The 23,893-nt window shown below is 60.7% G+C and carries 21 protein-coding genes; 7 read left to right on the top strand and 14 right to left on the bottom strand.

Annotated features, from left to right (window positions below):
* Positions 1-218 precede the first annotated feature (218 nt).
* From FHK95_RS12045 to FHK95_RS12030, 4 genes are all read right to left on the bottom strand, one after another.
* Positions 219-1,349: an acyl-CoA dehydrogenase family protein gene (locus FHK95_RS12045; protein WP_150304874.1), complete on the bottom strand. Its 1,131-nt coding sequence runs from the start codon at positions 1,347-1,349 to the stop codon at positions 219-221.
* A 10-nt stretch (positions 1,350-1,359) separates the two neighbouring features.
* The gene (locus FHK95_RS12040; RefSeq protein ID WP_150304873.1) at positions 1,360-2,556 is read right to left on the bottom strand and encodes an acyl-CoA dehydrogenase family protein; all 1,197 of its coding nucleotides are present in this window, start codon (positions 2,554-2,556) and stop codon (positions 1,360-1,362) included.
* 98 nt (positions 2,557-2,654) lie between these two features.
* A complete protein-coding gene (locus FHK95_RS12035; RefSeq protein ID WP_150304872.1) occupies positions 2,655-4,748 on the bottom strand; it encodes a 3-hydroxyacyl-CoA dehydrogenase NAD-binding domain-containing protein in 2,094 nt (697 codons plus the stop codon).
* Positions 4,749-4,949: 201 nt separating this feature from the next.
* Positions 4,950-5,741: an IclR family transcriptional regulator gene (locus FHK95_RS12030; protein WP_150304871.1), complete on the bottom strand. Its 792-nt coding sequence runs from the start codon at positions 5,739-5,741 to the stop codon at positions 4,950-4,952.
* Between the two features lie 311 nt (positions 5,742-6,052).
* Between FHK95_RS12030 and FHK95_RS12025 the strand changes: the two genes are divergently transcribed.
* Positions 6,053-7,678 (top strand): AMP-binding protein, encoded by a 1,626-nt coding sequence (locus FHK95_RS12025; protein WP_150304870.1) that lies wholly within the window; start codon positions 6,053-6,055, stop codon positions 7,676-7,678.
* A complete protein-coding gene (locus tag FHK95_RS12020; RefSeq protein WP_150304869.1) occupies positions 7,675-8,349 on the top strand; it encodes a crotonase/enoyl-CoA hydratase family protein in 675 nt (224 codons plus the stop codon). The genes FHK95_RS12025 and FHK95_RS12020 overlap by 4 nt, the downstream gene beginning before the upstream one ends.
* Positions 8,350-8,400: 51 nt before the next feature.
* Here the strand turns inward: FHK95_RS12020 and FHK95_RS12015 are convergent, their stop codons facing one another.
* The 4 genes from FHK95_RS12015 to FHK95_RS12000 all read right to left on the bottom strand — a co-directional run bounded on the left by FHK95_RS12015 (position 8,401) and on the right by FHK95_RS12000 (position 12,162).
* Positions 8,401-8,883: a YbhB/YbcL family Raf kinase inhibitor-like protein gene (locus FHK95_RS12015; RefSeq protein WP_150304868.1), complete on the bottom strand. Its 483-nt coding sequence runs from the start codon at positions 8,881-8,883 to the stop codon at positions 8,401-8,403.
* A gap of 94 nt (positions 8,884-8,977) precedes the next feature.
* The gene (locus FHK95_RS12010) at positions 8,978-9,274 is read right to left on the bottom strand and encodes a hypothetical protein (protein ID WP_150304867.1); all 297 of its coding nucleotides are present in this window, start codon (positions 9,272-9,274) and stop codon (positions 8,978-8,980) included.
* A 169-nt stretch (positions 9,275-9,443) separates the two neighbouring features.
* Positions 9,444-10,646, bottom strand: coding sequence for a 3-oxoadipyl-CoA thiolase (locus FHK95_RS12005; protein WP_206668574.1), 1,203 nt, complete (start codon positions 10,644-10,646; stop codon positions 9,444-9,446).
* Between the two features lies 1 nt (position 10,647).
* On the bottom strand, positions 10,648-12,162 hold the full coding sequence (locus FHK95_RS12000; RefSeq protein WP_150304865.1) for a 3-hydroxyacyl-CoA dehydrogenase: 1,515 nt from the start codon (positions 12,160-12,162) through the stop codon (positions 10,648-10,650).
* Positions 12,163-12,382: 220 nt separating this feature from the next.
* Between FHK95_RS12000 and FHK95_RS11995 the strand changes: the two genes are divergently transcribed.
* From FHK95_RS11995 to FHK95_RS11975, 5 genes are all read left to right on the top strand, one after another.
* Positions 12,383-12,811 carry a PaaI family thioesterase gene (locus FHK95_RS11995; protein ID WP_150304864.1) on the top strand — a complete coding sequence of 143 codons (429 nt, stop codon included), beginning with the start codon at positions 12,383-12,385 and terminating at the stop codon, positions 12,809-12,811.
* A 10-nt stretch (positions 12,812-12,821) separates the two neighbouring features.
* Positions 12,822-14,165 (top strand): hypothetical protein, encoded by a 1,344-nt coding sequence (locus tag FHK95_RS11990; RefSeq protein WP_150304863.1) that lies wholly within the window; start codon positions 12,822-12,824, stop codon positions 14,163-14,165.
* Between the two features lie 11 nt (positions 14,166-14,176).
* Positions 14,177-14,989 carry a bifunctional DNA-formamidopyrimidine glycosylase/DNA-(apurinic or apyrimidinic site) lyase gene (gene mutM, locus FHK95_RS11985; RefSeq protein ID WP_150304862.1) on the top strand — a complete coding sequence of 271 codons (813 nt, stop codon included), beginning with the start codon at positions 14,177-14,179 and terminating at the stop codon, positions 14,987-14,989.
* 159 nt (positions 14,990-15,148) lie between these two features.
* A complete protein-coding gene (locus FHK95_RS11980) occupies positions 15,149-15,487 on the top strand; it encodes a multidrug transporter (protein ID WP_150304861.1) in 339 nt (112 codons plus the stop codon).
* 68 nt (positions 15,488-15,555) lie between these two features.
* On the top strand, positions 15,556-17,514 hold the full coding sequence (locus FHK95_RS11975) for a Na/Pi cotransporter family protein (RefSeq protein WP_150304860.1): 1,959 nt from the start codon (positions 15,556-15,558) through the stop codon (positions 17,512-17,514).
* On the opposite strand, the gene ggt is transcribed toward FHK95_RS11975, so the two are convergent.
* From ggt to FHK95_RS11945, 6 genes are read right to left on the bottom strand one after another with little or no spacing between them, the layout of a single operon-like run.
* Positions 17,501-19,186 (bottom strand): gamma-glutamyltransferase, encoded by a 1,686-nt coding sequence (gene ggt / locus FHK95_RS11970; RefSeq protein ID WP_150304859.1) that lies wholly within the window; start codon positions 19,184-19,186, stop codon positions 17,501-17,503. The genes FHK95_RS11975 and ggt overlap by 14 nt on opposite strands.
* 4 nt (positions 19,187-19,190) lie before the next feature.
* Positions 19,191-19,442: a YfhL family 4Fe-4S dicluster ferredoxin gene (locus FHK95_RS11965; RefSeq protein WP_150304858.1), complete on the bottom strand. Its 252-nt coding sequence runs from the start codon at positions 19,440-19,442 to the stop codon at positions 19,191-19,193.
* 42 nt (positions 19,443-19,484) lie between these two features.
* Positions 19,485-19,964 (bottom strand): pantetheine-phosphate adenylyltransferase, encoded by a 480-nt coding sequence (gene coaD, locus FHK95_RS11960; RefSeq protein WP_150304857.1) that lies wholly within the window; start codon positions 19,962-19,964, stop codon positions 19,485-19,487.
* A gap of 52 nt (positions 19,965-20,016) precedes the next feature.
* Positions 20,017-21,663, bottom strand: coding sequence for a GMC family oxidoreductase (locus FHK95_RS11955; protein WP_150304856.1), 1,647 nt, complete (start codon positions 21,661-21,663; stop codon positions 20,017-20,019).
* A gap of 21 nt (positions 21,664-21,684) precedes the next feature.
* Positions 21,685-22,212: a twin-arginine translocation pathway signal protein gene (locus tag FHK95_RS11950; RefSeq protein ID WP_150304855.1), complete on the bottom strand. Its 528-nt coding sequence runs from the start codon at positions 22,210-22,212 to the stop codon at positions 21,685-21,687.
* A gap of 46 nt (positions 22,213-22,258) precedes the next feature.
* On the bottom strand, positions 22,259-23,701 hold the full coding sequence (locus FHK95_RS11945; protein WP_150304854.1) for a coniferyl aldehyde dehydrogenase: 1,443 nt from the start codon (positions 23,699-23,701) through the stop codon (positions 22,259-22,261).
* Positions 23,702-23,893 lie beyond the last annotated feature (192 nt).

Raw genomic sequence — 23,893 nt, 5'->3', positions numbered from 1 at the left:
ACGCGAACCTTGACGTTGTAATCGACCACGCGCTTTACGGCGACGAGGATTTTCATGGACGTTAGTCCTCCACAAGTCTATGAGACGCCCGGCGGGCGCATGACATTAAAAGGGTGCATAGCATAACGGGCACTGTGCCTGGCTGATAGTGCAAATCGCTATCAACCAGTTCTTAAGACGACCGGAACGGCGGTATGCTGCCGTCCCGGCCAACTGGCTCAGATGCTCAATTGAGCAGCGTAGGCTTCCAGGTGATGATCATCATCGCCGAATTGATGGCCGATCATGACCAGACGCTTGGCGTAATGCGCGCCGGAGTATTCCCAGGTCATGGCAATACCGCCGTGCAACTGGATGCTCTGCTCTGATACATACTGAGCGGCACGGTTGACCATGTACTTGGCAGCGGACAGCTTGGCGCTGCGCTCTTCGCTGTCTTCGTCGTCCGCCAGACAGGCAGCGAGGATAGCCATGGACGTGGCACGCTCCAGCTCGCTGATCATATCGACCATGCGGTGCTGCAGTACCTGGAATTTACCGATCGGCACGCCGAACTGCTTGCGGGTCTTCAGGTAGTCCAGGGTGATGTCGCAGAGTACGCGCATGGCGCCCACGGCTTCACCACAGAGTGCGGCGATGGCGCGGCCAGCCTGATAGTGAATGGCGTCATAGGCTTCGCCGTCAGTTCCCAGCAACTCGGCCTTGGCGTTGTTGAGGAAGAGTTCGCAACCCTTGCGGCCGTCGACGGTGGAGTAAACGCGGCGGCTTACGCCTTCGCTGTTCGGATCCACGATGAACAGGCTGATACCGGACTGGTCGCGCACGTCGCCGGCGCTGCGGGCTGAAACCAGAATCTTGCCAGCGGTATGCCCGCCAATCACCACAGCCTTGCGGCCATTGAGATTCCAGACACCATCCTGCTTGGTCGCAGTGGTGGTGACGTGGGACAGGTCATAGTGGCTCTGCTGTTCTTCCAGCGCTACAGCGGCCTGCAATTCACCGGAGGCAATGCCGGCCAGCAGCTCTTCCTTCTGGCTATCGGAACCCAGCTGGGTGATCAGACCGCCCGCCAGAATAACCGACTCCATGTAGGGCTCGAGGCAGATGCCCTTGCCCAGCTCCTGCATGATCAGCATGTTCTCGATGCCGCTGCCGCCAAACCCGCCCAGCTCTTCTGGGAAGGGGATAGCAGTCAGGCCCAGCTCGCCCATCTGTTTCCAGAACTCAGGGCTGAAACCGGCTTCGCTTTCGCTGAATTTTTCGCGGTTGCTGAAAGTGTAGGCGTCGCGTACCAGACGCTCCGCAGTTTCCTGGAGCATTTGTTGCTCTTCAGTCAATTTGAAGTCCACGGCTGGCTCCTTAAAGTTCGAGAATCATTTTCGAGACGATGTTCTTCTGGATCTCGTTGGATCCGCCGAAGATCGACAGTTTGCGCATGTTGAAGTAAATGGAAGCCAGCGATGCGCTGTAATCTTCCAGTAGTACTTCGCCTTCGAAGCCGTATTCCATTTCCTCCGGCAGGAAGGGCAGGGCATACGGGCCGATGGCCTTGCGCAGCAGGTTGGTGATCGCTTGGCGAATCTCGGTGCCCTGAACTTTCAGGATCGAGCTTTCAGCGCCGGGTACACCGCCTTCTGATGCCGCAGCAACGATACGCAGGGTGCTCACTTCAGCAGCCATCAACTGCATTTCGATCTGCGCGATCTGCGTGCGGAACAGTATGTCTTCGATCAGCGGCTTGCCGTTTTTCTGCTGCTTGGTGGCGACCCGCTTGAGGTGACGCATGGCCGCCTTGGAGGCGCCGATGCCGGCCAGACCGGTACGTTCGTGTGTCAGCAAGTACTTGGCGCAAGTCCAACCCTTGTTTTCTTCCCCGACCAGATTCTCGACCGGTACCTTGACGTCATCGAAGAACACTTCGTTAACTTCATGATCGCCGTCCAGAGTGACAATTGGGCGCACAGTAATACCCGGCGTGGCCATATCGATCAACAGAAAGGAGATGCCACGCTGCTGCTGGGCTTCCGGATCGGTCCGCACCAGGCAGAAGATCCAGTTGGCGTGCTGGCCCAATGTGGTCCAGGTCTTCTGACCGTTGACGATGTAGTGATCGCCATCGCGCACGGCGCGGGTCTTCAGCGAAGCCAGGTCAGAACCGGCGCCCGGCTCGGAATAACCCTGGCACCACCAGTCCTCACCGGACAGGATGCGCGGCAGGTAATGCGCTTTCTGCTCTTCGGTGCCGAACTTGATGATCACCGGAGCAACCATGTTCACGCCGAAGGGGATGGTGCGCGGGGCGCCGGCAGCGGCGGACTCTTCATCAAAGATATGCTTTTCGACAGGGCCCCACGTGGTGCCGCCGTGCTCAACCGGCCAGCCTGGTGCGTACCAGCCCTTGGCGGACAGGATTTTCTGCCAGCGCTGATGGTCTTCCTTGGTCAGGTGCTTACCGAGTTTGACCTTGGACGCGATGTCGGCGGGCAGCTCGTTTGTCAGAAACTCACGCACTTCGTCACGGAAGGCGAGCTGTTCAGATGAGTAATGGATATCCATGTGTGGTCCTCGTTGTAATCGGTCCAAAAACGGCTGCTCCACCCGGCTGCGTTGAAACCGGGCTTCACATGCGCGTTTTCGGAATCCTCAATAGTTGTTCAGAGATCAGCGAACTTGCGGCCTTCTTTAGCCAGCTTTTCCAGCAATGGAGCCGGTTTCCACCAGGCGCCGAGCTTTTCATGGAATTCACTTATCTTCGCATAAACACGATCCAGGCCAATGCTATCGGCATAATACATGGGTCCGCCCTGGTAGGCAGGGAAGCCGTAGCCGTTGAGATAGATGACGTCGATATCGCTTGCGCGCTGGGCGATGCCTTCCTCGAGGATCTTGGCGCCTTCATTGATCAGCGCGTACAGGGTGCGCTCCAGAATGTATTCGTCGCTTAGCGGCTGACGCTCGATACCCTGTTCCTTCGAGGCGGCTTCGAGAATCGGCGGCAGGTCAGGGTTTTCCTGCGGTGTGCGCGAACCTTTCTCGTAAACATAGAAACCCTTGCCGGTCTTCTGACCGAGCATGCCGGCTTCGGCCATCTTGTCCAGAATGGTCGGCAGCTTGTATTCGGCGGGCAGGGTTTCACGTTGACGAGTGCGGATCGCCAGACCGATATCCAGACCGGACAGATCGCGCATGGCGAACGGACCCATGGCCATGCCGAATTTGCGCAGTACGCCGTCAACCTGGGCTGGAGTAGCGCCTTCTTCGAGCAGGAACTCGGACTCGCGGCCGTACTGGAAGATCATGCGGTTGCCGACGAAGCCATCGCACACGCCCACCGGCACCGAGACTTTCTTCAGCTTCTTGCCGACGGCCATGGCCGTCGCGAGCACGTCGTTGGCGGTTTTCTCGCCGCGCACCACTTCCAGCAGACGCATGACGTTAGCCGGGCTGAAGAAATGCAGCCCCACCACGTCCTGAGGACGCTTGGTGAATGCGGCAATCTTGTTCAGATCCAGCGAAGAGGTGTTGCTGGCCAGAATAGCGCCCGGCTTGCAGTGGGTATCCAACGCTTCAAAGACTTTCTGCTTGACGCCCATTTCTTCGAATACGGCTTCAACCACCAGATCCACATCGGACAGGTCGGCGTAATCGATAACGCCCTGAATCAGGCCGAGGCGCTTATTCATCGCCTCTTCGGTCAGGCTGCCACGCTTGACGCTCATCATGTAGGTATCACGGCAGCGCTGCATGGCCTTGCCCTTGGCGTCTTCGCTGATCTCCAGAATCTTGACCGGAATGCCGGCGTTGGCGAAACACATGGCAATACCGACGCCCATGGTGCCGCCGCCGATAACAGCGGCGGAGTTGACGTCGCGGACCGGGGTGTCCTTGGGCAGATCGTTGACCTTGGATGCCAAACGTTCGGTAAAGAAGGCATGCACCAGAGCGCCGCGCTGCGGCGACACCAGGCATTCGCCGAACAGCTCGCGCTCACGCTTGAGGCCTTCTTCCAGCGGCAGGGTAAAGGCGGCTTCGACCGCGGAAATGCAACGCTGCGGCGAGAAATAACCGGGCATCTTCTTCTCGATCTCGGCGCGTTTGGCCGCAACGGCGCCGGCGTTGTCGGCGCCTTCCAGTTTGTCGGTCCGCTCGCCAGTGCGCCGCGCACCCTTGCCCTGGGCGAGGAGTTTTTCTGCATAGGCGATACCGGCGGTCTGCAGGTCGCCTTCGATCAGCTCGTCAATCACGCCCAGCTCGCAGGCTTCGGTGGCACCGATCGGATTACCACTGACAATCATGTCCAGAGCTTTGGCGACGCCGACCAGACGTGGCAGCCGCTGGGTACCGCCGGCGCCGGGCAGCAGGCCCAGTTTGACTTCCGGCAGACCGACCTTAGCGCTTTTCACGGCGATGCGGTAGTGGCAGCTTACGGCGACTTCCAGGCCACCGCCCAGTGCGGTGCCATGGATGACGGCGACGCTCGGCTTGCTGCCGGCTTCGATGTCGTTGACGACTTCAGGCAGGCTCGGCGACTTCGGTGGCTTGCCGAATTCCTTGATGTCGGCACCGGCCATAAAGGTACTGCCTTCGCAGACCAGCACGATAGCTTTGACCTGTGGGTCGGCTTCAGCGGCTGCAAAGCTGTTTTGCAGGCCTTCACGCACGGCAATACCCAAGGCATTGACCGGTGGGTTGTTGACTCTGACGACTGCGATTGCGCCGTGTCGTTCCAGGGTGACCACGTCCGACATGCTGAACCTCCGTTCTGGTGAATCGTTGTGGTTTCACTATGCGAAATAATGAAACCAAGTTTCGCTATGCAAAATACAAAAAAAGAATCTGTTTGTCGATGCTCGGCGCAGCGAAATGCAATTCGTTGATAACCAGTCATCGATAAGCAGACATACCGACCCCGCGCCGCGATTTTAGTGCGGCGCAGGTATGGCTGTTGGTCAGACGCCCAGACGCTCGATATCGCGCGCGAGCATTTCCAGCTGATGGGCCAGTTGATTCTTGACCTTCTCCGCAGGAACCAGATAGGTCGGCGCGCCACAGGTCAGCACCATGATGGTGCCGTCCTGCAGGAACAGCGGAACGCCGGCGGCATTGACGTTACGGTCCCAATCGCCGAGCGACAGGCAGAATCCGTAGTCCTCGTATTCCTTGAGTGCCGTAGCCATGCGCCTTTCGATTTCCGGCCAGGTATCGGGGTGGCGGTTGGCAAGCGCGGTGAGTACGTGGGCGCGCTCTTCCTCTTTCATCGCTGCAAGGTAGGCGCGGCCGGCAGCGGTGGTACCCAGCGGCAGGCGAATGCCGACATCCATGCGCAGGGAGGTCGCTTCAGGCGGGCGGCAGTTTTCCACGTAGATCATCGACAGGCGGTCGCGACAAGTCAGGCCTACTGAGGTGTTGGTGCTACGCGCGAACTCGTCCATGTACGGCTTGGCCAGCTGGCGTACCCGCAGGTTGGAGACATAGGCATAACCGAGGGCCAGTACGCCTGAATCCAGCTGGTATTTTTCCAGCTGCGACGAATAGCTCAGATAGCCGAGCTTGGTAAGCGTATAGGTCATGCGGGAAACGGTGGGCTTGGGCAGGCCGGTAATGCGGGCGATATCCTGATTACCCATCACCACGGTGCCCTGGCTGAACGCGCGCAGGACGTCGAGACCGCGTGAAAGCGCTTCGACAAATTTGCGATCCTTGACCGCCGTTTCCTTGATTGATTGCGAATCTTCGTTCATGGCGCTTGATTACCCTTTAAGCGTCTTGGACATCGGTCTGTGAAAGTCCCGTCGCTGTCGCGCGGAATCCTTTGCAAATACCCTGTAGCGAACCCTTTGGCGGCGCTACGGGAGCATTGCTCGAACCGATCAATGGTCAATGTCCGGCTGTTATTGTTGTCTCGATGCTCTGAGCAATTAAGCCGATGGTGCAGAGTAACGAGGCGTGCCTCATTGCCCGATCATTGCACACTCACTTTGGATAGAATAGCATCTTTTTGGTATTCGGTTCCGCTGTGCAAAATAACAGTCCAAAAAATCAAGAGGTTAAGATGTCGATATCCGCTCACTCTGTGGTCGACACCCAGCTGGCGCAACTGGGTCACGCCACCATCTTCGATGTGCTCGAAAAAGCCTGCCAGGACTACGGCGACAAGCCTGCGTTCTCCTGCGGCGCCGAGACTGAGACATTTCCCGAACTGCGCGCCTCAGCGGATTTCTTCGCACGGTATCTTCGCCACGGTCTGGGTCTTGAGCCGGGTGATCGCATCGCCATCCAGCTACCCAATCTGCTGCAGTACACCGTCGCCATCTTTGGTGCGATGAAGGCGGGACTGGTTATCGTCAATACCAATCCGCAGTACACACCCTATGAAAGCCGTCACCAGTTTGCCGACTCCGGCGCCAAGGCGATTGTCATACTCGACAAGCTGGTGCCGATGCTGCGCAGCATCCAGGGCGATACCGATATCGAACACCTGATCGTCACCAGTGTGGATGATCTGCAAAACCCTGTGTATGAAGCCGATGAGGCTGACGTGACGCGTTTCCAGCAGGCGCTGCGCCTGGGCAAGGAGTTGCCCGAAGTGCTAACCGGGCGTGGGCTGGATGATCTGGCGCTGCTGCAATACACCGGCGGCACCACCGGCGTGTCGAAGGGCGCCATGTTGACGCACCGCAATATCCTGAGCAATGTGATCCAGGCCACCAGCATCATCCGCGACGGTGACGTCGAATACGGTAACGAGGTGCGGGTCTCGCCGCTGCCGCTGTACCATATCTTCGCGTTTACCGCGAACTGCATTGCCTCGGTCGCCACCGGATTTCACAGCGTGCTGATCACCAACCCGCGTGATCTGGACAGCATGATCGCCGATATCAAACGCCGCCCGATTACCCTGCTGACCGGTATCAACTCGCTGTTCATATCGCTGCTGGCGCATCCGGAATTCGACAGCATCGATTTCAGCCGGCTCAAGTGGGTCAACTCCGGCGGGGCGCCCTTGAATACCGAAGTCGCCAAGCGCTGGTTCCAGCGCACCGGCAGCGTGGTGCGCGAAGGCTACGGGCTGACCGAGACCTCTCCGGTGGTCGTCGCTTCGACGGCGTTCACGCCTTATAAGGAAGGCTTTATCGGTCGCGCGGTGATTGATACGGAAATGAAGACCGTCGATGACGATGGCAGGGAAACGGCACTCGGTGAGCCTGGTGAGCTGCTGATTCGCGGTCCGCAGGTGATGCAGGGCTACTGGCAGCGCCCCGAGGAGACCGCCGAGACCCTCACTGACGATGGTTGGTTGCGCACTGGCGACGTCGGTCTGATTGATGAAGAAGGCTTTCTCAAGCTGGTCGACCGCAAGAAGGACATGATTCTGGTATCCGGCTTCAATGTCTATCCCAACGAGATCGAAGAAGTCGTCATGCAGCATCCGGCGGTGCGCGAATGCGTGGCGGTGGGGGTGCCGGATGAGAAGAAGGGCGAAGCCATCAAACTCTATGTCAGCCTCAGCGATGCCAGCGTCGATGAAGCCTCTATCATTGCTCACTGCCGCGAACGACTGACCAGTTACAAGGTGCCCAGCACCGTCGAGATTCGCGATGACCTGCCCAAGTCCACCGTCGGTAAGCTGTTGCGTCGGGTGCTGCGAGATGAAGCCCGCGCGGAGTCTGGATCATGAGTGCTCTGACCCTGAACATCGCCGAGGGCATCGCTGAGATTACCCTGGATGATGGCAAAGCTAATGCCTTGTCGCAAACCCTGCTCGAGGCGCTGTTAAAGGCGCTTGAGGAAGCGGCAGCGGCCGATTGCGCGGTATTGATCAGCGGGCGACGGGGCATATTCAGTGGCGGTTATGACCGCAAACTGATTGATGCCGGTGGCCCGGCCTGCGATGCCATGCGCGCGGCGGGTGATCGATTGTCCGTGGCGATGCTGAATTACCCGGCACCGCTGGTCATTGCCAGCACCGGTCACGCCATGGCCAAGGCGGCGTTCATGCTGCTGTTGGCCGATTACCGCCTAGGCGCCGAGGGCCCATTCAAGGTGGGGCTGAATGAGGTGGCGATCGGCATGACCATGCCCGCTGCGGCCATGCCCCAGGCGCGGGCGCGGTTGAATCCGGCGTGGCTGTCGCGGTGCGCTTTGCAGTCCGAAACGCTGGATGCGCAGCAGGCGGTGCAAGCGGGGTTCTATGATGAGCTGGTGAGCCCCGATCAACTGCTTGATCGCGCGCGGGACAAGGTGCGGAGTCTGGCGAAGCTTGATCGCAGGGCGTACCTGGAAACCCGGCGATTACTCAGTCAGCCGCTGCGGACAGAGCTGGAAACGGTAATTGGGCGTACGAGCTAGACGAAAAAAAATCCGCGGGGAGCCAGTCGTGCCCCCGCGGAATTCATGCTATCAGCTGCGCTGGTAGGTGCCGATCAGACGGTTCATCGCCAGCGTATGTGGCTCCGCCTTGGCCAGCAGCTCCCACATGGTCAGCCCTTCTGGCAGGTTCAGCTCGGCATCGAGCGCCAGCACCCAGTAATAGTAATGGTGACGGCCATGCCCTTCGGGCGGCATCGGTCCTTTATAGCCGATTTCGCCGAAATTATTCTTGCCCTGGGTGTAGTCGGGGCAGCCTTCGGTTAGCGAGTTCACTTCGCAGGGGATGTTGTAGAGCGTCCAGTGCACGAAGCCATAGGTGCCGTTCGGCGATACCAGTGGCGCGTCAGGATCATGGCAGATGACCGCAAAGGACTTGGTCCCGGCTGGCGCGTTGCGCCAGTGCAGCGCTGGGGAGACATCTTCGCCTTCGCCAGTGTGCTTGGTGGGGATGGCGCCGTGCTGTTCGAAGGCGCTGCTGGTCAGTTGCAATTCGGTGGACAGGGCAAATCCCATGATTGTCTCCTCTTGATGAAGTTGATGTCTGCGCACAGGTGATTCTATGCGGACCCTCAATTGCGCCTGCGGTTCACAGACGCAGCACCGCGGCTCAGCGTACCAGTGCGCTCAACAACCAGAGCCCAAGCAGAATCCAGATTACCCCGCTGATAAAGCGCTTGCGCATCAGCGACTGTACCCCGCTATACAGCAGTAGCAGGCCAATAATCACCGCGCCAATGCTCAACCAGCTGCTGTCCACGCCGAGGGTGCGGGCGAAGCCGTTGATGAAACCTGCGCTGGCGGTGCTGAGCAGATCGAATATCCAGGTGAGGCTGTCGATGACAATACGCACCAGACTGCCCAGCACTTCACCGAGCCATTCGAAGGGATTGGAAGCTATTTGCATCTGCGATACCGGGTTGGTCAGAAGCGCTCACGATACCAGAAGCGCTGGGAATTTCGATGCCGTCGTGTCACGCGGCTCGCGCGAATACCAAACAGCCAGACCAGCACATGGGCTGGTCTGGCTGTCGGCAACCTCCGCATGGGTTCAGCGGAGGATTATTTCCAACGGTTTAAACGCGCTCGATGACCGCAGCCACGCCCTGGCCCAGACCGATGCACAGGCTGACCAATGCGTAACGCTTGCCGGTGCGCTCAAGCTGGCGCAGGGCGGTCAGGGTCAGACGTGCGCCGGACGCGCCCAGCGGATGCCCGACAGCAATGGCGCCGCCGTTGGGGTTCAGGCGTGGATCATCAAAGGCGATACCCAGCTGCTTGGCGCAACCGAGGACCTGTGAAGCAAAGGCTTCGTTGATCTCGATCACGTCCATGTCGTCGAGGGTCAGGCCGGCGCGCGCCAGGGCTTTCTTGCAGGCTTCAACCGGACCCAGGCCCATGACGCGTGGTGCTACACCGGAGACCGCGCCGGCGATGATGCGTGCGCGCGGCTTGATGTTGTACTTCTGACCGATGGCCTCGCTGCCAATGATCAGTGCCGCAGCACCATCGTTGACGCCAGAGGCATTGCCGGCGGTGACCACGCCGTCCGCCGACAAGGGACGCAAGCCGGAGAGGGCCGCCAGATCACTGCTGGGACGCGGATGCTCGTCCTGATCCACGACCTTGTTGGGCTTCTTACGGCCCTGAGGTACTTCGATCGGCAGAATCTCTTCGGCAAAGAAGCCTTCAGCGCGGGCTTTTTCATAGAGCGCCTGGCTGCGGGCAGCGTAGGTATCGGCCTCCTCGCGGGTAATACCTACGTCGGCCGCCACGTTATCAGCAGTCTGTGGCATGGTGTCGTCGCCATACTCGGCTTCGACCTTCGGGTTGGGGAAGCGCGCACCGATGGTGCTGTCGAAAGCGCGGAATTCGCGGGAGTAGGGGCTCTCGCTCTTGGCGATGACGAAGGGCGCACGGCTCATGCTTTCCACACCACCGGCCAGGAACAGATCGCCTTCACCGACCTTGATCGCGCGGGCTGCATCGAGAATGGCGGCCAGACCGGAACCGCACAGGCGGTTAACCGTGACGCCGGCTACTTCCTGGGGCAAGCCAGCCAGCAGACCAGCGTGGCGCGCCACGTTGCGCGCGTCTTCGCCGGCCTGGTTGGTGTTGCCCATGACCACGTCTTCATAGTCATTGCCTGCAAAGGGGTTGCGTGCCACGACGGCGCGGATCACGTCGGCCAGCAGATCATCGGGGCGCACGGGGGCCAGGGCACCGGCATGGCGACCGAAGGGCGAACGCAAACCATCATAAATATAGGCAGTCATCAGATTACTCCTGAAAATCGGGGGCGGTTAACGGCAGGTCGAGCTGGACGCGGCGGCGCAGCCAGGGGCTTGGCCGATAGCGCGGTTCGCCATAGACGGCCTGCAGGTTGTTCAGTGCGGCAAGAATGCGTTGCTTGCCGTAATGTTCGCCAAAGGCCAGCGGACCCTTGGGATAACCCAGCGCCAGCTGAATGGCCCGATCCAGGGTTTCCGGCGTGGCGATGCCCTTCTGGGCAATTTCGGTGCCCAGGTTGACGACGCTGGCGATCAGTCGCTGGATGACGAAGCCGGGGGAGTCATTGATCAGCTCTACCGGTACACCGTCGGCGCCCAGTGCCTGGCGCGCCTGGGCAACGATGTCGGCCTGCGCGGCGGGCTGACGCATGAGCGTGCGGCGCTTGTCCCACTCGGCGAAGCAGTCGATGGCCAGTGTGCGTTCGGCGGGCAAGCCGAGACGGATCAGGGCGCTGGTGCAGTCTTCACCCAGCGGGGTGACCAGGCAGATAGCCTCGGCGCTCGGCTGATTGCCGTCTTCCAGCGTGGCGCCGGCGGCGGACAGCGCGGCGTGCACATTGCTGCGGACCGCATCGTCATCGGTCTGCAGCCAGAACGGACGGTTAATCAGCACGGTCTCGGGGGTGGCTTCCTGCGGCTCGATCTTCTGACCGTCCTCGTAGCGGTAAAAGCCCTGGCCGGTCTTGCGACCCAGCAAACCAGCGGCGACGCGCTGCGCAGCGATGAACGACGGGGTGTAGCGCGGATCATGGTAGAACTGCTCGTATACTGATTCCATTACCGCGTGGGAGACATCCAGCCCGGTCAGGTCGAACAGCTCGAAAGGCCCCATACGGAAACCCGGACCGTCGCGCAGAATGCGATCGATCTGTTGGGGGGTGGCGATGCCTTCGCTGAGGATGCGCAGCGCCTCGGTACCGAAGGCGCGGCCCGCGTGGTTGACCAGGAAGCCGGGGGTGTCGGGGGTAATCGCAGGGAAATGCCCGGCGGTGTTGGCCAGATCCACCAGGCCCTGAACATAGCGCTCGTCAGTGCGTTCACCGCGCACGACTTCCACAATCTTCATCAGCGGCACAGGGTTGAAAAAGTGGAAACCGGCGACACGCTCTGGGTGTTTACAGCTGCTGGCAATGCGGGTGACCGACAACGAGGAGGTGTTGGTGGCCAGTACGCAATCGTCGCGCACCAGGGCTTCGAGCTGGTCGAATAGCTTCTGCTTGACCTCAAGGATCTCGACGATCGCCTCGATCACCAGATCGCAGTCCTTCAGGTCTTCAAGTTGCGCAGCTGGCTGCATGCGGCCTATGGTGGCCTCGAAATCCTGCTCGCTGAGCTTGCCCTTGGCGACAGAACGCTGCAGCAGCTTGCGGTTGAATGCCAGCGCGTCGTCGATCGCTTCCTGGCGGGTGTCATACAGCAGCACTTGCTGGCCGCTGGTGGCGAACAGCTGGGCAATTCCGCGACCCATGGCACCGGCGCCGATAACGCCAATCCGGTTGAACATGCGATGTCTCCTCGTTTACCCTGCATTCCGCAATGCGGAACGTTATTTCGTTTGAAGGTGGGTGAGATTAAATCCTGCGCACATTGAGCGCAAGTTAACGGGGCGTGCCTATTTCACGCGGCACGGGCGGGCAGCGTCTGTGATCGGTCAATTTTATGACCGATTGGTCAATCGCGCTGAATGGCCTCAATCAACATAAACATATTAAGGGTAATGCTTCATGGATCAGGATCATCGGCAAGCGGTCGAACGGTCAGTGACTGGCTTCTTTCAGGATTTGGGTGCTGAGCTGGTCGAGTATTCGGAAGGGCGAGCGGTCGTTGCGCTGACGCTGACAGAACGGCACATGAATAACGCCAGCAACCTGCACGGCGGCGTTACCGCCAGCCTGCTGGATATCGCCATGGGCCTATGTGGCACCTGGGCCCCGACCCCCGAAGAGCGTCGCGTGGCGATTACGCTTTCCATGAACGTGAATTTCTCTGCCACCGCACCGGTAGGAACCCGGGTGCGGGCGGTAGCAACCTGCCGCAGCGCAGGGCACAAGATTTTCATGGCCGCCTGTGATCTGCTGGATGAGCACGACAAGCTGATCAGTTTCGGCGAGGGTGTGTTCAAGAAAGGTCTGTATCGCAAGGATCTGCCTTGAGTAGCCGACCATGATCGCAGGGTTGCTGCCGGTCGGCGTCGGGCTTGAATTGCTGGCCTTGATCAGTCAGCAGAAATGGCTGAGTTGGGGGGCTGCGCTGGTTCTGGGGGTATATTTCTGTCTGCGTTTTCGCCGCCTCAATCCCTATCCCCGCTGGCTGGGTATCATCACTCTGGCCCTGTTGCTGGCGGTGGTGTTCGGTTACCAGGTCGAGCCGCAGCTGTGGCCGCGGCTGGCCAGTTCGGCTGCCTATTACACCAGCTTTCTCGGCGCGCTGGGGCTGATGCAGCTGCTCGCGCGGCGTCTGGAGCCTTTGCGGCAATTGCACAAGATGCTGCTCTCCGGACCGACATCGATTCTCTACCCACGTTATGTGTTCACCGCCGCCAGTATCGGGTCAGTTCTCAACTTCGGCATGATGAATCTGCTATGCGGCACGCTCAAGGAGCATCTGCAGCGCTATCCGCTGACCGAGCAGGAGCAACGTGACGGCCTGCGCAGCGTGATGGTGACGACGCTCCGAGGCTTTGCGCTGGTGCCTCTGTTGGCGCCTACCAGTATCACTATCGCGATTATTTCCCGGGAGATGCCCGATATTTCCTGGGGGGACCTGTTTCCCTATGGTCTGGCCGCGTCGCTGATGATGGTGGTCGCTGGCTGGCGCCATGAAACACGTGGTTTGAAGCGTCTGCGCGACACCATAGGCGACGATACCAAGACCGATGGTATGTGGCCGTTGGTTCTGGGCAGTTTGCTGGGGCTGGCGGCCATGGGTGCGCTGGCCTATCTGACCATACTCACGCCTTCGCAGTCAGCCATGGTGCTGGTACCGCTCGGGGCGGTGGGGTATCTGCTATGGCGCGATGGCGGGCCGAAGGTCGTCTGGCAGGAAGTCACCGAGAATATGCTCAGCATGCACAACGAGATGTTTATTTTCGGCTGTGCTGCGGTGCTCGGTGGGTTACTCGGCGCGGCGGCGCCCCTGGGAGAGTTTGCCGCCTGGCTGGCTCAGGCTCCGAAATACAACGTGCTGCTGGCGGTGGCCAGCCTGTTCAGTACCATCCTGCTGGCGGCGATCGGCGTGGCGCCTATCGTCTCGCTGTCATTGATCGCGGGCTTGCTGGCGCAGCTGGCGGCGTTGGGCGTACCGATTCTGACCCCGGCGGTGGGCTTGATGTGCGGGTTCTCCCTGGCCATGATCTTCTCTCCGTTCGGCCCTTCCACGCTGATTCTGGCGCGCTATAGCGGTGAAGCGCCGGTGCGTGTGGCCTTCGTCTGGAATGGCCGCTTTGTCGCCACCGTTATGCCGATGTTGTTGCTGTTAATCTTTGCCACCTATTGGCTGCACATCTGAACAGGGCCCACATGCCTGAATTACCCGAAGTCGAAACGACCCGCCGCGGCATTGCTCCGCATCTCGAAGGTCACAAAGTCACCCGTTTGATCGTGCGGGATCGGCGTCTGCGCTGGCCGATACCTGAGGATCTGGCGATTCAGATTGAGGGACAGACCTTCACGCAGGTGCGTCGACGCGCCAAGTATCTGTTGATGGATATCGGTGGCGGCACGTTGATCAGTCATCTTGGCATGTCTGGCAATCTGCGGCTGGTGCCGGTGGATACGCCGGTCCTCAAGCATGAGCACGTGGATATCGAACTGGATTCCGGTCTGGCCCTGCGGTACACCGATCCACGACGGTTTGGCGCCATGCTGTGGCAGCGCGCTGGAGATCTGCATCCGCTGCTCGCCAGCCTGGGCCCCGAGCCCTTGTCTGATGAGTTCGATGGCGTCCGACTGTTTCAGCGCTCCCGCGGGCGCAGCATGGCGGTCAAGCCCTTCATTATGGATAACGCTGTGGTGGTCGGGGTGGGCAATATCTACGCGACCGAGGCGCTGTTCGCCGCCGGCATCGATCCGCGGCGGGAGGCGGGAGGCATCAGCAGTGCGCGTTACCGGCGTCTCGCCGAGGAAATCAAAAAGGTGCTGGCGTTCGCCATCGAGCGCGGCGGCACCACCCTGCGCGACTTTACCGGCGGCGACGGCAAGCCGGGCTATTTCCAGCAGGAGTTGTTCGCTTACGGCCGCGCAGGTCAACTGTGCAAGGTCTGTGGTACGACGCTAAGCGAATGCCGGTTGGGTCAGCGCAGCTCGGTTTTCTGCCGGCGCTGCCAACGCTAGGATGCTGGCTAGCCCTTTAGAAACGCGATGTTCGGCGATTTTATCCGCCTGGATTCCGAAATGGGTCGTTAAGGCCTACAATGCGGAGTGAACGGTACCCGGGAAGGGTTGCCGGCATGATAAAAAACGCCTATCGGGCCACAAACCAGGGACTTAATTATGCGCCTGTTACGTCATACCACAGCTTTAATCGCCGGCTTGATGCTGGCTGGCAGCGTTGCTGCTGCGGATCAATCGTTTGGATACCAGGAAGAGGTCAACAACCCCGGAATTTTTGCGATGGTTGGTGATCTGATTATAGCCCGCCCGCTATTGCTGGGCGTTACGGCTTTGGGTACTGCGGCATTTGTTGTCAGCCTGCCGTTCACTGCACTGGCCGGCAACACCGCCGAGGCCGGACAGGAGCTGGTAGTCCGTCCGGGTCGTGAAACCTTCATGCGTTGCCTGGGCTGCACCAAGAGCGGCTATGGTCGCAAGCAGCAGGACGAACGCTTCTGATATGAACCCTGGCGAGTCGGACGGCAGCCAGCGAGTTGTCGATCCGGTTGCCGGGTTATAGGAGCTTAATGCGTACTTTCCTCAAGCCGGGCTGGCTTCCAGTCGCCCTGTTCGTATTACTTATTCTTTTTTTCTGGAAGGTCGAGCTGGCCACCCTGGCCGCGGGTATCGCCCTGTTCATCATGGGCATGCGTCATCTCGAAGACGGCTTTCGCGCCTTCACCGGCGGCGCCCTCGAGCGCTGGCTGGGCAAGAGCACTGACCGCCTCTGGAAAAGCCTGGTATTCGGCTTCACCAGCACTTCTCTGGTTCAGTCCAGTTCACTGGTTACCCTGCTCAGCATCGCTTTTCTCAGCGCAGGGCTTATCAGTCTGACTGCGGGAATCGGCATCGTGTTTGGTTCCAACCTGGGCACCACTACCGGTGCCTGGCTGATCGCGCTGGTTGGCCTGAAGGTCGATCTGGCGACGGTCGCCATGCCGTTGCTGGTGTTTGGCGTCATGCTCGGACGTCGAGCCGAGGCGCACTGGAAAGGCATCGGCCAGGTGCTACTGGGCATCGGTCTGCTGTTTTTCGGCATTGACCTGATGAAAGCCGGCTTCGCCAGTTTCGAAGGTGCACTGAATCTCGATAGCTATGCATTCTCCGGCTGGTTCGGGGTGCTCATTTACGTGATATTGGGCCTGCTTGCCACGGTAGTGATGCAATCCAGCCACGCGACCCTGATGATCACGCTGGCCGCACTGGCCGGCGGACAGCTGGCCTACGACAACGCGCTGGCCATGGCCATTGGCGCCAATCTGGGAACCACCGTGACCGCTGTAATCGGAGCGCTCGGCAGTAACAATGCCGGCCGTCGATTGGCGGCAGCGCATATCATATTCAATGGCGTCACCGCCGCAGTAGCCTTGCTGATTCTCCCCCTGCTGGCCCGCAGCGTCGACTCCATTGCCTATATTCTGGGCATCGCAGCCGATGCCTACACGCTCAAACTCGCGCTGTTCCATACCCTGTTCAACCTTCTCGGGCTGGTCATCATGCTGCCCTTCATTCCGTTAATGATAAAGATGCTGATGCGCTGGTTCCCGGAGGGCATTCCCGTCGGCAGCACCGAAATCAAGCCGTCGGTGCTGAGCCAGCAGCCGCGTGCACGTGCCCTGTACCTGAACGATTCGGCTCTGGTGCACGCCAATACGGCGCTCAAGGTACTGGATCAGGAGCTGCTGCATCTGGCGGCACTGACCCGGCAGGTGATTGCCGCCTCGACCTATCTGCCCCCAGCGGTGCTGCTGGGCATGCCACGGCGACAGTTGCACGAGGCCGTGCGCGCCCCAGTGGCGGCGTCCCAGCGTGAAGATGCCGACGTGCTGTACGAGCGGCATATCAAGGGCGTGTACTCGGACATCGTCGATTTCATCAGCCGGATGGACATCTCGTTCCTACCGGAACAGCAGCAAACGCTGATGGAACATAACGTGGCGGGGCGCGATCTGGTCGAAGCCGTCAAGGCGGCCAAGCATCTGCAGAAGAACCTGCGCAAGCATCTGGATGAGACCCAGCCGGGCGTTCGCACATCCTACGATGCGCTGCGTGAACAGTGCGGCCTGGCCTTGCTCGCGCTGGGTCGGCTGGAAGATATCCAGGGCGATGCTGAAGCACAGGCTGAGCTGTTCTACGAGTACGAAAAGGCGGGCAAGCTGTTCTCCGCCGAGTTCCAGAAGAACGTACAGCTTCAGCTGCGTAACCGCGAGCTGGATGGCTGGCAGGCGACTTCGCTACTCAATGACATGCATTATCTGATGGATATTCGTCGGCATCTGGCGATGGCACATGCGGTTCTGGCCGCGCGCGGCGAGGTCGTCGACCAGGTTGTTGCGCCATACGAGCAGGACCCGGTCGCCGCCGAGCAGCCGGTCAGGAGAGAGCGGCCAGCGAAGGCAAGCCCGCCGCCACCGAAGCCGCCGAAGAAGAAGCCCCGGGGCAAGGGTGGCAAGGAGCGGATCGAACCGTCGATCACTCTGCGCTGAGTGGATGCCTGACCTGCGCCGCGCCGACCCCGCGTGGGTCGCTGGCGGCGCTCACTTCGCCCTTGCGCTTGTCCCATTCCAGCGCATGCATGTCGCCATAGCGGCGCCCGGCAGGCTCGATCCGGTGGCCAAGTTGCTCCAGCGCAGTCTGTTGCTCGGCGCTGAAGGCGTTATCCTCGGTCTGAATCCGGTCAGGCAGATACTGATGATGAAAGCGCGGCCGGCTGACCCAGCGGTGAACCGGCTGCTGTTCAATCGCTTCCAGTGCGCCGAGCAATACCATGGTGATGATGCGGCTACCGCCTGGCGTGCCGAGCACGGCCAGGCGTGAGTCGTTTTCCAGCATGGTCGGTGCCATGCTCGACAGGGGGCGCTTGCCGGGTGCGATGGCGTTGGCTTCGCCGCCGGCTAACCCATACTCGTTACGCCCCGCTGGATCGGCGGCAAAATCATCCATTTCGTTGTTCAACAGCACTCCGGTGCCGGGTACGGTAAAGGCTGCGCCGAAGGGCAGGTTGATACTCAGTGTTGCGGCGACGGCATTGCCCTGGGCGTCCATCAGCGAGAAATGTGTGGTGTTGGTGCCTTCACTGAAGACCTTCGGTGCGCCCAGTTCTGCGCTGGGGGTGGCGCGCGCCGGATCAATCGTGGCGGCGAGCTGCTCGGCATATTCCCTGGACACCAGGCGCGCCACCGGAACCTCGACGAAGTCATCATCGCCCAGCAGCAGCGCGCGGTCGCGGTAACTGCGGCGCATCATTTCCACCACATTGTGCGTCCAGGCGACCGAGCCGACCTTCGTCGCCGGTAGGCTTTCCACACCTTGAAGAATGGTTGCCAGCGCAATGCCTCCGGCTGACGGCAAGGGCGAGCTGATAATCTCCATGCCGTGGGATTTGAAACGAATCGGTTCGCGCTCTATCACCCGGTAGGCGTCGAAATCGGCCTGCCGCCAGATTCCCTCTGCCGCCTGAACACCCTCGAGCAGCTGCGCGGCGACTGGCCCGCGATAAAACCCATCGCGACCCTTGTCAGCCAGCTGCCGCAGCGTGTTCGCCAGCTCCGGCTGCTTGATCAGCGCGCCTTCGGCGGGCAGTTCATTGTAATCTAAAAACAGCCGGGCGGTTTCGGGGTCGCGGCGCATGGCCTCGACGCGGAAGCCGCCAAGCATCCGGTAACGGTCAGTGACGGCAAAACCCTGATCGGCCGCTTCGATGGCGGGCGCCAGGCTTTGACTCAGCGGCAGACGTCCATAGTGTTCGGCCAGATGCACCAGCGCGGCCGGTAGACCGGGAATGCCGGCAGCCAGGGGGCCATTCAGCGCCGGATCACGCTGCACCTCGCCGTCAGCGTCGCGGTACAAGTCACGGCTGGCGCGTAGCGGCGCGGTCTCGCGGGCGTCGATGAAGCGGTAATCGATGGTTTCGCCGTCGGGCTGGCGCAGCAGGAAGAAGCCGCCGCCGCCGATGCCGGAGCTATAGGGTTCGACTACGCCGAGAGTTGCTGCGGCGGCAATGGCGGCATCGAAGGCGTTGCCGCCTTCATCGAGGATGCGGTGCGCGGCGGCGGTGGCGTCAGGGTGGGCGGTGGCGACTGCTTGTTGATCAGGCAGCGAGCCCGCCTGAATCGTGAATGCCAGCAGCAGGGCTGGCAGCAGAAACAGGCGGTGCACGGGCTTAAGCCGTGCCGACGAGGATCTGATACTTTTCCATCAGTTCCTCACGGCTTTCCACGTGGTTCGGGTCCAGCGGGATGCAGTCGACGGGACACACCTGCTGGCACTGCGGCTCGTCAAAATGTCCAATGCATTCGGTGCACAGGTTGGGGTCGATCACATAGATCTCGTCGCCCTGTGAAATGGCGTTGTTGGGGCATTCCGGCTCGCAGACGTCGCAGTTGATGCAGTCGTCAGTGATGATCAGAGACATGGAACCAGGCACTCCTACATGATGGTGCGTTACGGTCTGAGCCTAGGCATTATAACGCTTGAGCAGGGCCTCATTGACTACTGGGTGAACGAATTTGGTGACATCACCTTTCAGGCTGGCAATCTCACGCACCAGCGTAGAGGAGATGTAGGAATATTTTTCCGAAGGGGTCAGAAACAGGCTTTCGACGTCCGGCGCCAGGACGCGGTTCATGTTTGCCAGCTGGAATTCATACTCGAAATCCGACACCGCGCGCAGACCACGGAGCAGGACATTGGCATTGACCTCTTTGGCAAAGTGCGCGAGTAGCGTCGAAAAGCCGACAACTTCGACGTTAGGCAGGTGCGAGAGGACTTGTCGACACAAGTCGACGCGTTCCTCGAGGGAAAAGGCGGGGTTCTTCTTGCTGCTTGCCGCGACCGCCACGACCACCTTGTCAAACATCCGAGCTGCGCGTTCGACCAGATCAGTATGGCCCTTGGTGATGGGGTCGAATGTGCCGGGATACAATACGGTGTTCATTGGCAGTTAGCCTTTTCATGAGTGCTAGAAGGGGCAAATGGTAGCTCAATGCTTATCCGCGGCCAACCGTTGTGCTGCTCGCCTGCTCTGTTGCGATCGAGCTGGCGCCCCGGCTTAACTGCTCTGCCAACTGCGTTGCCAGGCGTGCTGTCAGTGCATATACCGACAGCTGCGGGTTGGCGCCGACACTGGTCGGAAACAGCGATCCGTCGAATATCGACAGGTTTTCCAGCTGATGATGCTGGCCGCGACTGTTGGCGACTGATTGGGAGGGGTCTTCGCCCATCGGACAGCCGCCCATGACGTGGGCGCTGGCCAGGCGCACGTCGTGGATCACATAGCGCAAGGCTTCGACCTGCTGCCGGTATGCAGCCCAGCTGCTGCTGTATTCGCCGCGACTATGCACCGGCGCTACGACGCTAGCGCCCGCAGCGAACTGGATTTCGCCCATGGCCAGATAGGCCCGACGCGTACCGTCCCAGAGGTAATCATTGAGCGGGTAATCCAGCACCGGGGTGCCGTCGTCGCGCAGCATGACCGTGCCGCCCGGGCTCTGCTCGTGGAAGCCGTCGCGCAGCAGCGCCAATATCATGTTGCTGTGGGACAGCTTGTGCATGCGCTGCAGGTTGGTTGGGCCGTGGCCACCGAGCAGGGCGGAGGTGATGCTGGGTTGCATCGGCGGGACTTCCAGCTTGAAACCCATCGGCCCGCTCGCGCCGTCTTGCCACTGGAACTGGTCGGAATACACCGATTGCGGCGCGCCATAAAAGCCATTGATGGGCTTGTCGAATTGCGCCGTGCTGAAATTGACTGGATGCAGGAAGGTACGCTTGCCGGCCAGGTTGTGCGGGTCCGGTGCCTGGGACCGCAACAGCAGCGCCGGGCTGTTGATCGCGCCGCCAGCGAGCACAGTATGCGTACCGCGCACTTCGATGCGCTGGCCGTCGGCGCGGGTCAGCTCGGCGTTCATTGCTCGGCAGTGCACACCGATAACGCGACCTCCCTCGATCAGTAGTCGTTCGGCGCGGGCACGGTGAATCAGGGTGGCGCCGCACTTCAGTGCGGCGGGAAGGGTGGTCACCAGCATCGATTGCTTGGCATTGGTCGGGCAGCCCATGCCGCAGTAACCCAGGTTCCAGCAGCCGCGCACGTTGCGCGGGATGACGGCCTGATGCCAGCCGAGCTTGTCGCAGCCGCTGCGGATCACATCGTTGTTCGCGTTGGGCGATTCGGCCCAGGGCGCGACACCCAGGCGCTGCTCCATGCGCTCGAACCACGGCGCCATGCTGGCGCTATCGATACCCGACACGCCATGTTCCGTATTCCAGTGCGCCAATGTCTGGTCGGGGGTGCGAAAGCTGCTGGTCCAGTTTACCGTTGTGCTGCCGCCCACCGTACGCCCCTGCAGAATGCCGATGCCGCCGTCCTTGCTCGCGCGCGCCGAACCCTCCTGATACAGCTGAGCGTAGCCGATGGCTTCATCATTCTTGAAGTCACTGGAGGTCCGTAATGCGCCTTCTTCGATCAGCAACACCTTGAACCCGGCCTCGGCGAGAATTTCCGCGCTGGTTCCGCCGCCCGCGCCGGTGCCGATGATCACCACATCGGCCTCGAAGGTGCGGTCGTGCTCGAAGGTGCTTGCGTCCAGTACGTCCCAGCCCTGTTCAATTCCTTGTAAGAATACGTCTGTTACTGGCATCGCTCATGTCCCTTTGATGTGTCAGATGACCGGCGGACCGGGATAGCCGGCAGCTTCCCAGGACTGGGGCAGCGCATACCAGCTCATCAACAGTAACTGTCCCAGGGCCTTATACCCTTGGCGCAGCATGTCCAGCCGACTATCGCGCCAACGCAGCAGGAGCGCATCCATCTGCGCCGGGCTGGCCTGCTCGATCGCGCCCCAGATGCCGGTCAGCGGACCGCGGGTCGCGGCGAAGCTGAGCAGGCCCAGCAACTGCAGGACATCTTTCTGTGTCTGCGTTGAGCTATGCGCCAGGGTGAAGTCCAGTTGGCGGATGGATGCCTGGATCGCGGGGGCATCCAGCATTGAATGCGGGCCGACAAAGGCTGGAAAGAGAGCTGCCAGCACCGGCATATCCGTGCTGCGCAACACCTTCATGCCGGCGTGCGGCTGGTCTGGCGTGGCGCCGCTCATAGTGGCGACGAGCCCCGCCGTCGAGAGCGCGATACTCGCGCCGACGCCGAGTTTTAACAGATCCCGGCGGTTAAGCTGGATCGGGCGGGTCATCCTTTCCCCTCCTTTCAGGTGCGCGGTGGTACGGGCTCAATCCCTGCTATCGAATGAATAGCCGGTAGATCCATTTCAATAGCGTACCGCCGTAGGGTGGATAGATCGGCCGGGCACCGTTGAACTGTTGCTTGATATATACACCCTTTGCCTGGCTGAAGGTAAGGAAGCCTTCGCGCCCGTGATACTGCCCCATGCCCGAAGGCCCTTTGCCGCCGAAGGGCAGATCATCCTGCGCTACATGCAGCAGGGTATCGTTGATGCACATGCCGCCGGCCTGGGTCTGCGTCATGATGCGCTGCTGCTCGGCACGGTCGTAGCCGAAGTAGTAGAGCGCCAGCGGCGTGGGTCGCTCGGCGATATAGGCAAGCGCCTGCTCCAGGCTGTCATAGGGCACGATCGGTAGCAGTGGCCCGAAAATCTCGTCCTGCATCACCCGCATGTCATCGGTGACACCCAGCACCAGGGTAGGCGCCAACACGCGGGTTCCAGCGAGATCCTCCCCGGCTGCATTGATCTCATGCACGCTGGCGCCCTTGTCGAGGGCATCGCTCAGATAACCCGTCAGCCGCTGGTAGTGCTGCGCATTGATGATCTGCGTGTAGTCCGGGTTCGCTGCCAGGGTGGGATACATCTTGCTGAAGCGTTGGCGCAAGGCCTCCACTAGCTCCGCCACCCGTTCGCGCGGACAGAGTACGTAATCAGGCGCGACGCAGGTCTGGCCGGCGTTGAGCCCCTTGCCGAAGGCGATTCGCTCGGCCGCATCGGCAATTGGCACATCGGTCGAGATGAGTGCCGGTGACTTGCCACCGAGCTCCAGGGTTACCGGCGTGAGGTTTTCTGCTGCGGCGCGCATCACGTGGCGGCCAATGCCTCCGCCGCCGGTAAACAACAGATGATCAAACGGCAGCTTGGCAAAGGCCACGGCGACCTCGGTTTCGCCGCAGACCACGGCAACCTGATCCTGGGTAAACACCGTCGCCAGCAGGTTGGCAAGTGCTGCGGCGGTGGCGGGCGTCGACTCGCTCATCTTGATCATCGCCCGGTTGCCGGCCGCCAGGGCAGCTGTCAGTGGTCCCATGGCGAGATACAGCGGATAGTTCCAGGGCACGATGATGCCTACCACGCCCAGTGGCTGGTAGATCACCCGCGCTGTGGCCGGCTGGAAAGCCAGGCCAACGCTGCGCCGCGAGGGCTTCATCCAGTCACTCAGGTGCTTGATGGTGTAGTTGATCCCTTCCACCGACGGCAACAGTTCGGCCAGCCGGGTCTCGTCGCTGGAGCGGCGCCCGAAATCCTGATTGATCGCGTCGATCAGTTGCTGTTGCTGGGCTATCAGCGCGGCCTTGAGCTGTCTGAGCTGGCGGATACGCTGGGCGAGCTCCGCGCTGGGCGCTGCGCGGCAGGCAGCACGTTGCAGGGTGAACAATTCCTTCAGTTCGGAAATGGCATCGTCTTGCTGCTGCAGGTAGGCAATGTCGGCAACCATGGGATCTCGGTTTCAAAGTCGGCAGGCCGACGGGCTGGGGATCAAGACTGTTTCAAGAGAACTGGTTCTAGAGGAATAGGCCGGATCTGTCAATTGCCGGTATTGTCTCGCCACGGGGGCATTATGGGCTGTGGTGTGGTGGGCGGTCGCGCTTTGTCGAGATGGAACTCGACAATCCATCGGGAGGTGTTT

This window comes from Pseudomonas saliphila (assembly GCF_008638345.1).
Classification (GTDB): Bacteria; Pseudomonadota; Gammaproteobacteria; order Pseudomonadales; family Pseudomonadaceae; genus Halopseudomonas; species Halopseudomonas saliphila.
This window is presented reverse-complemented; position numbering and strand designations above follow the sequence as displayed.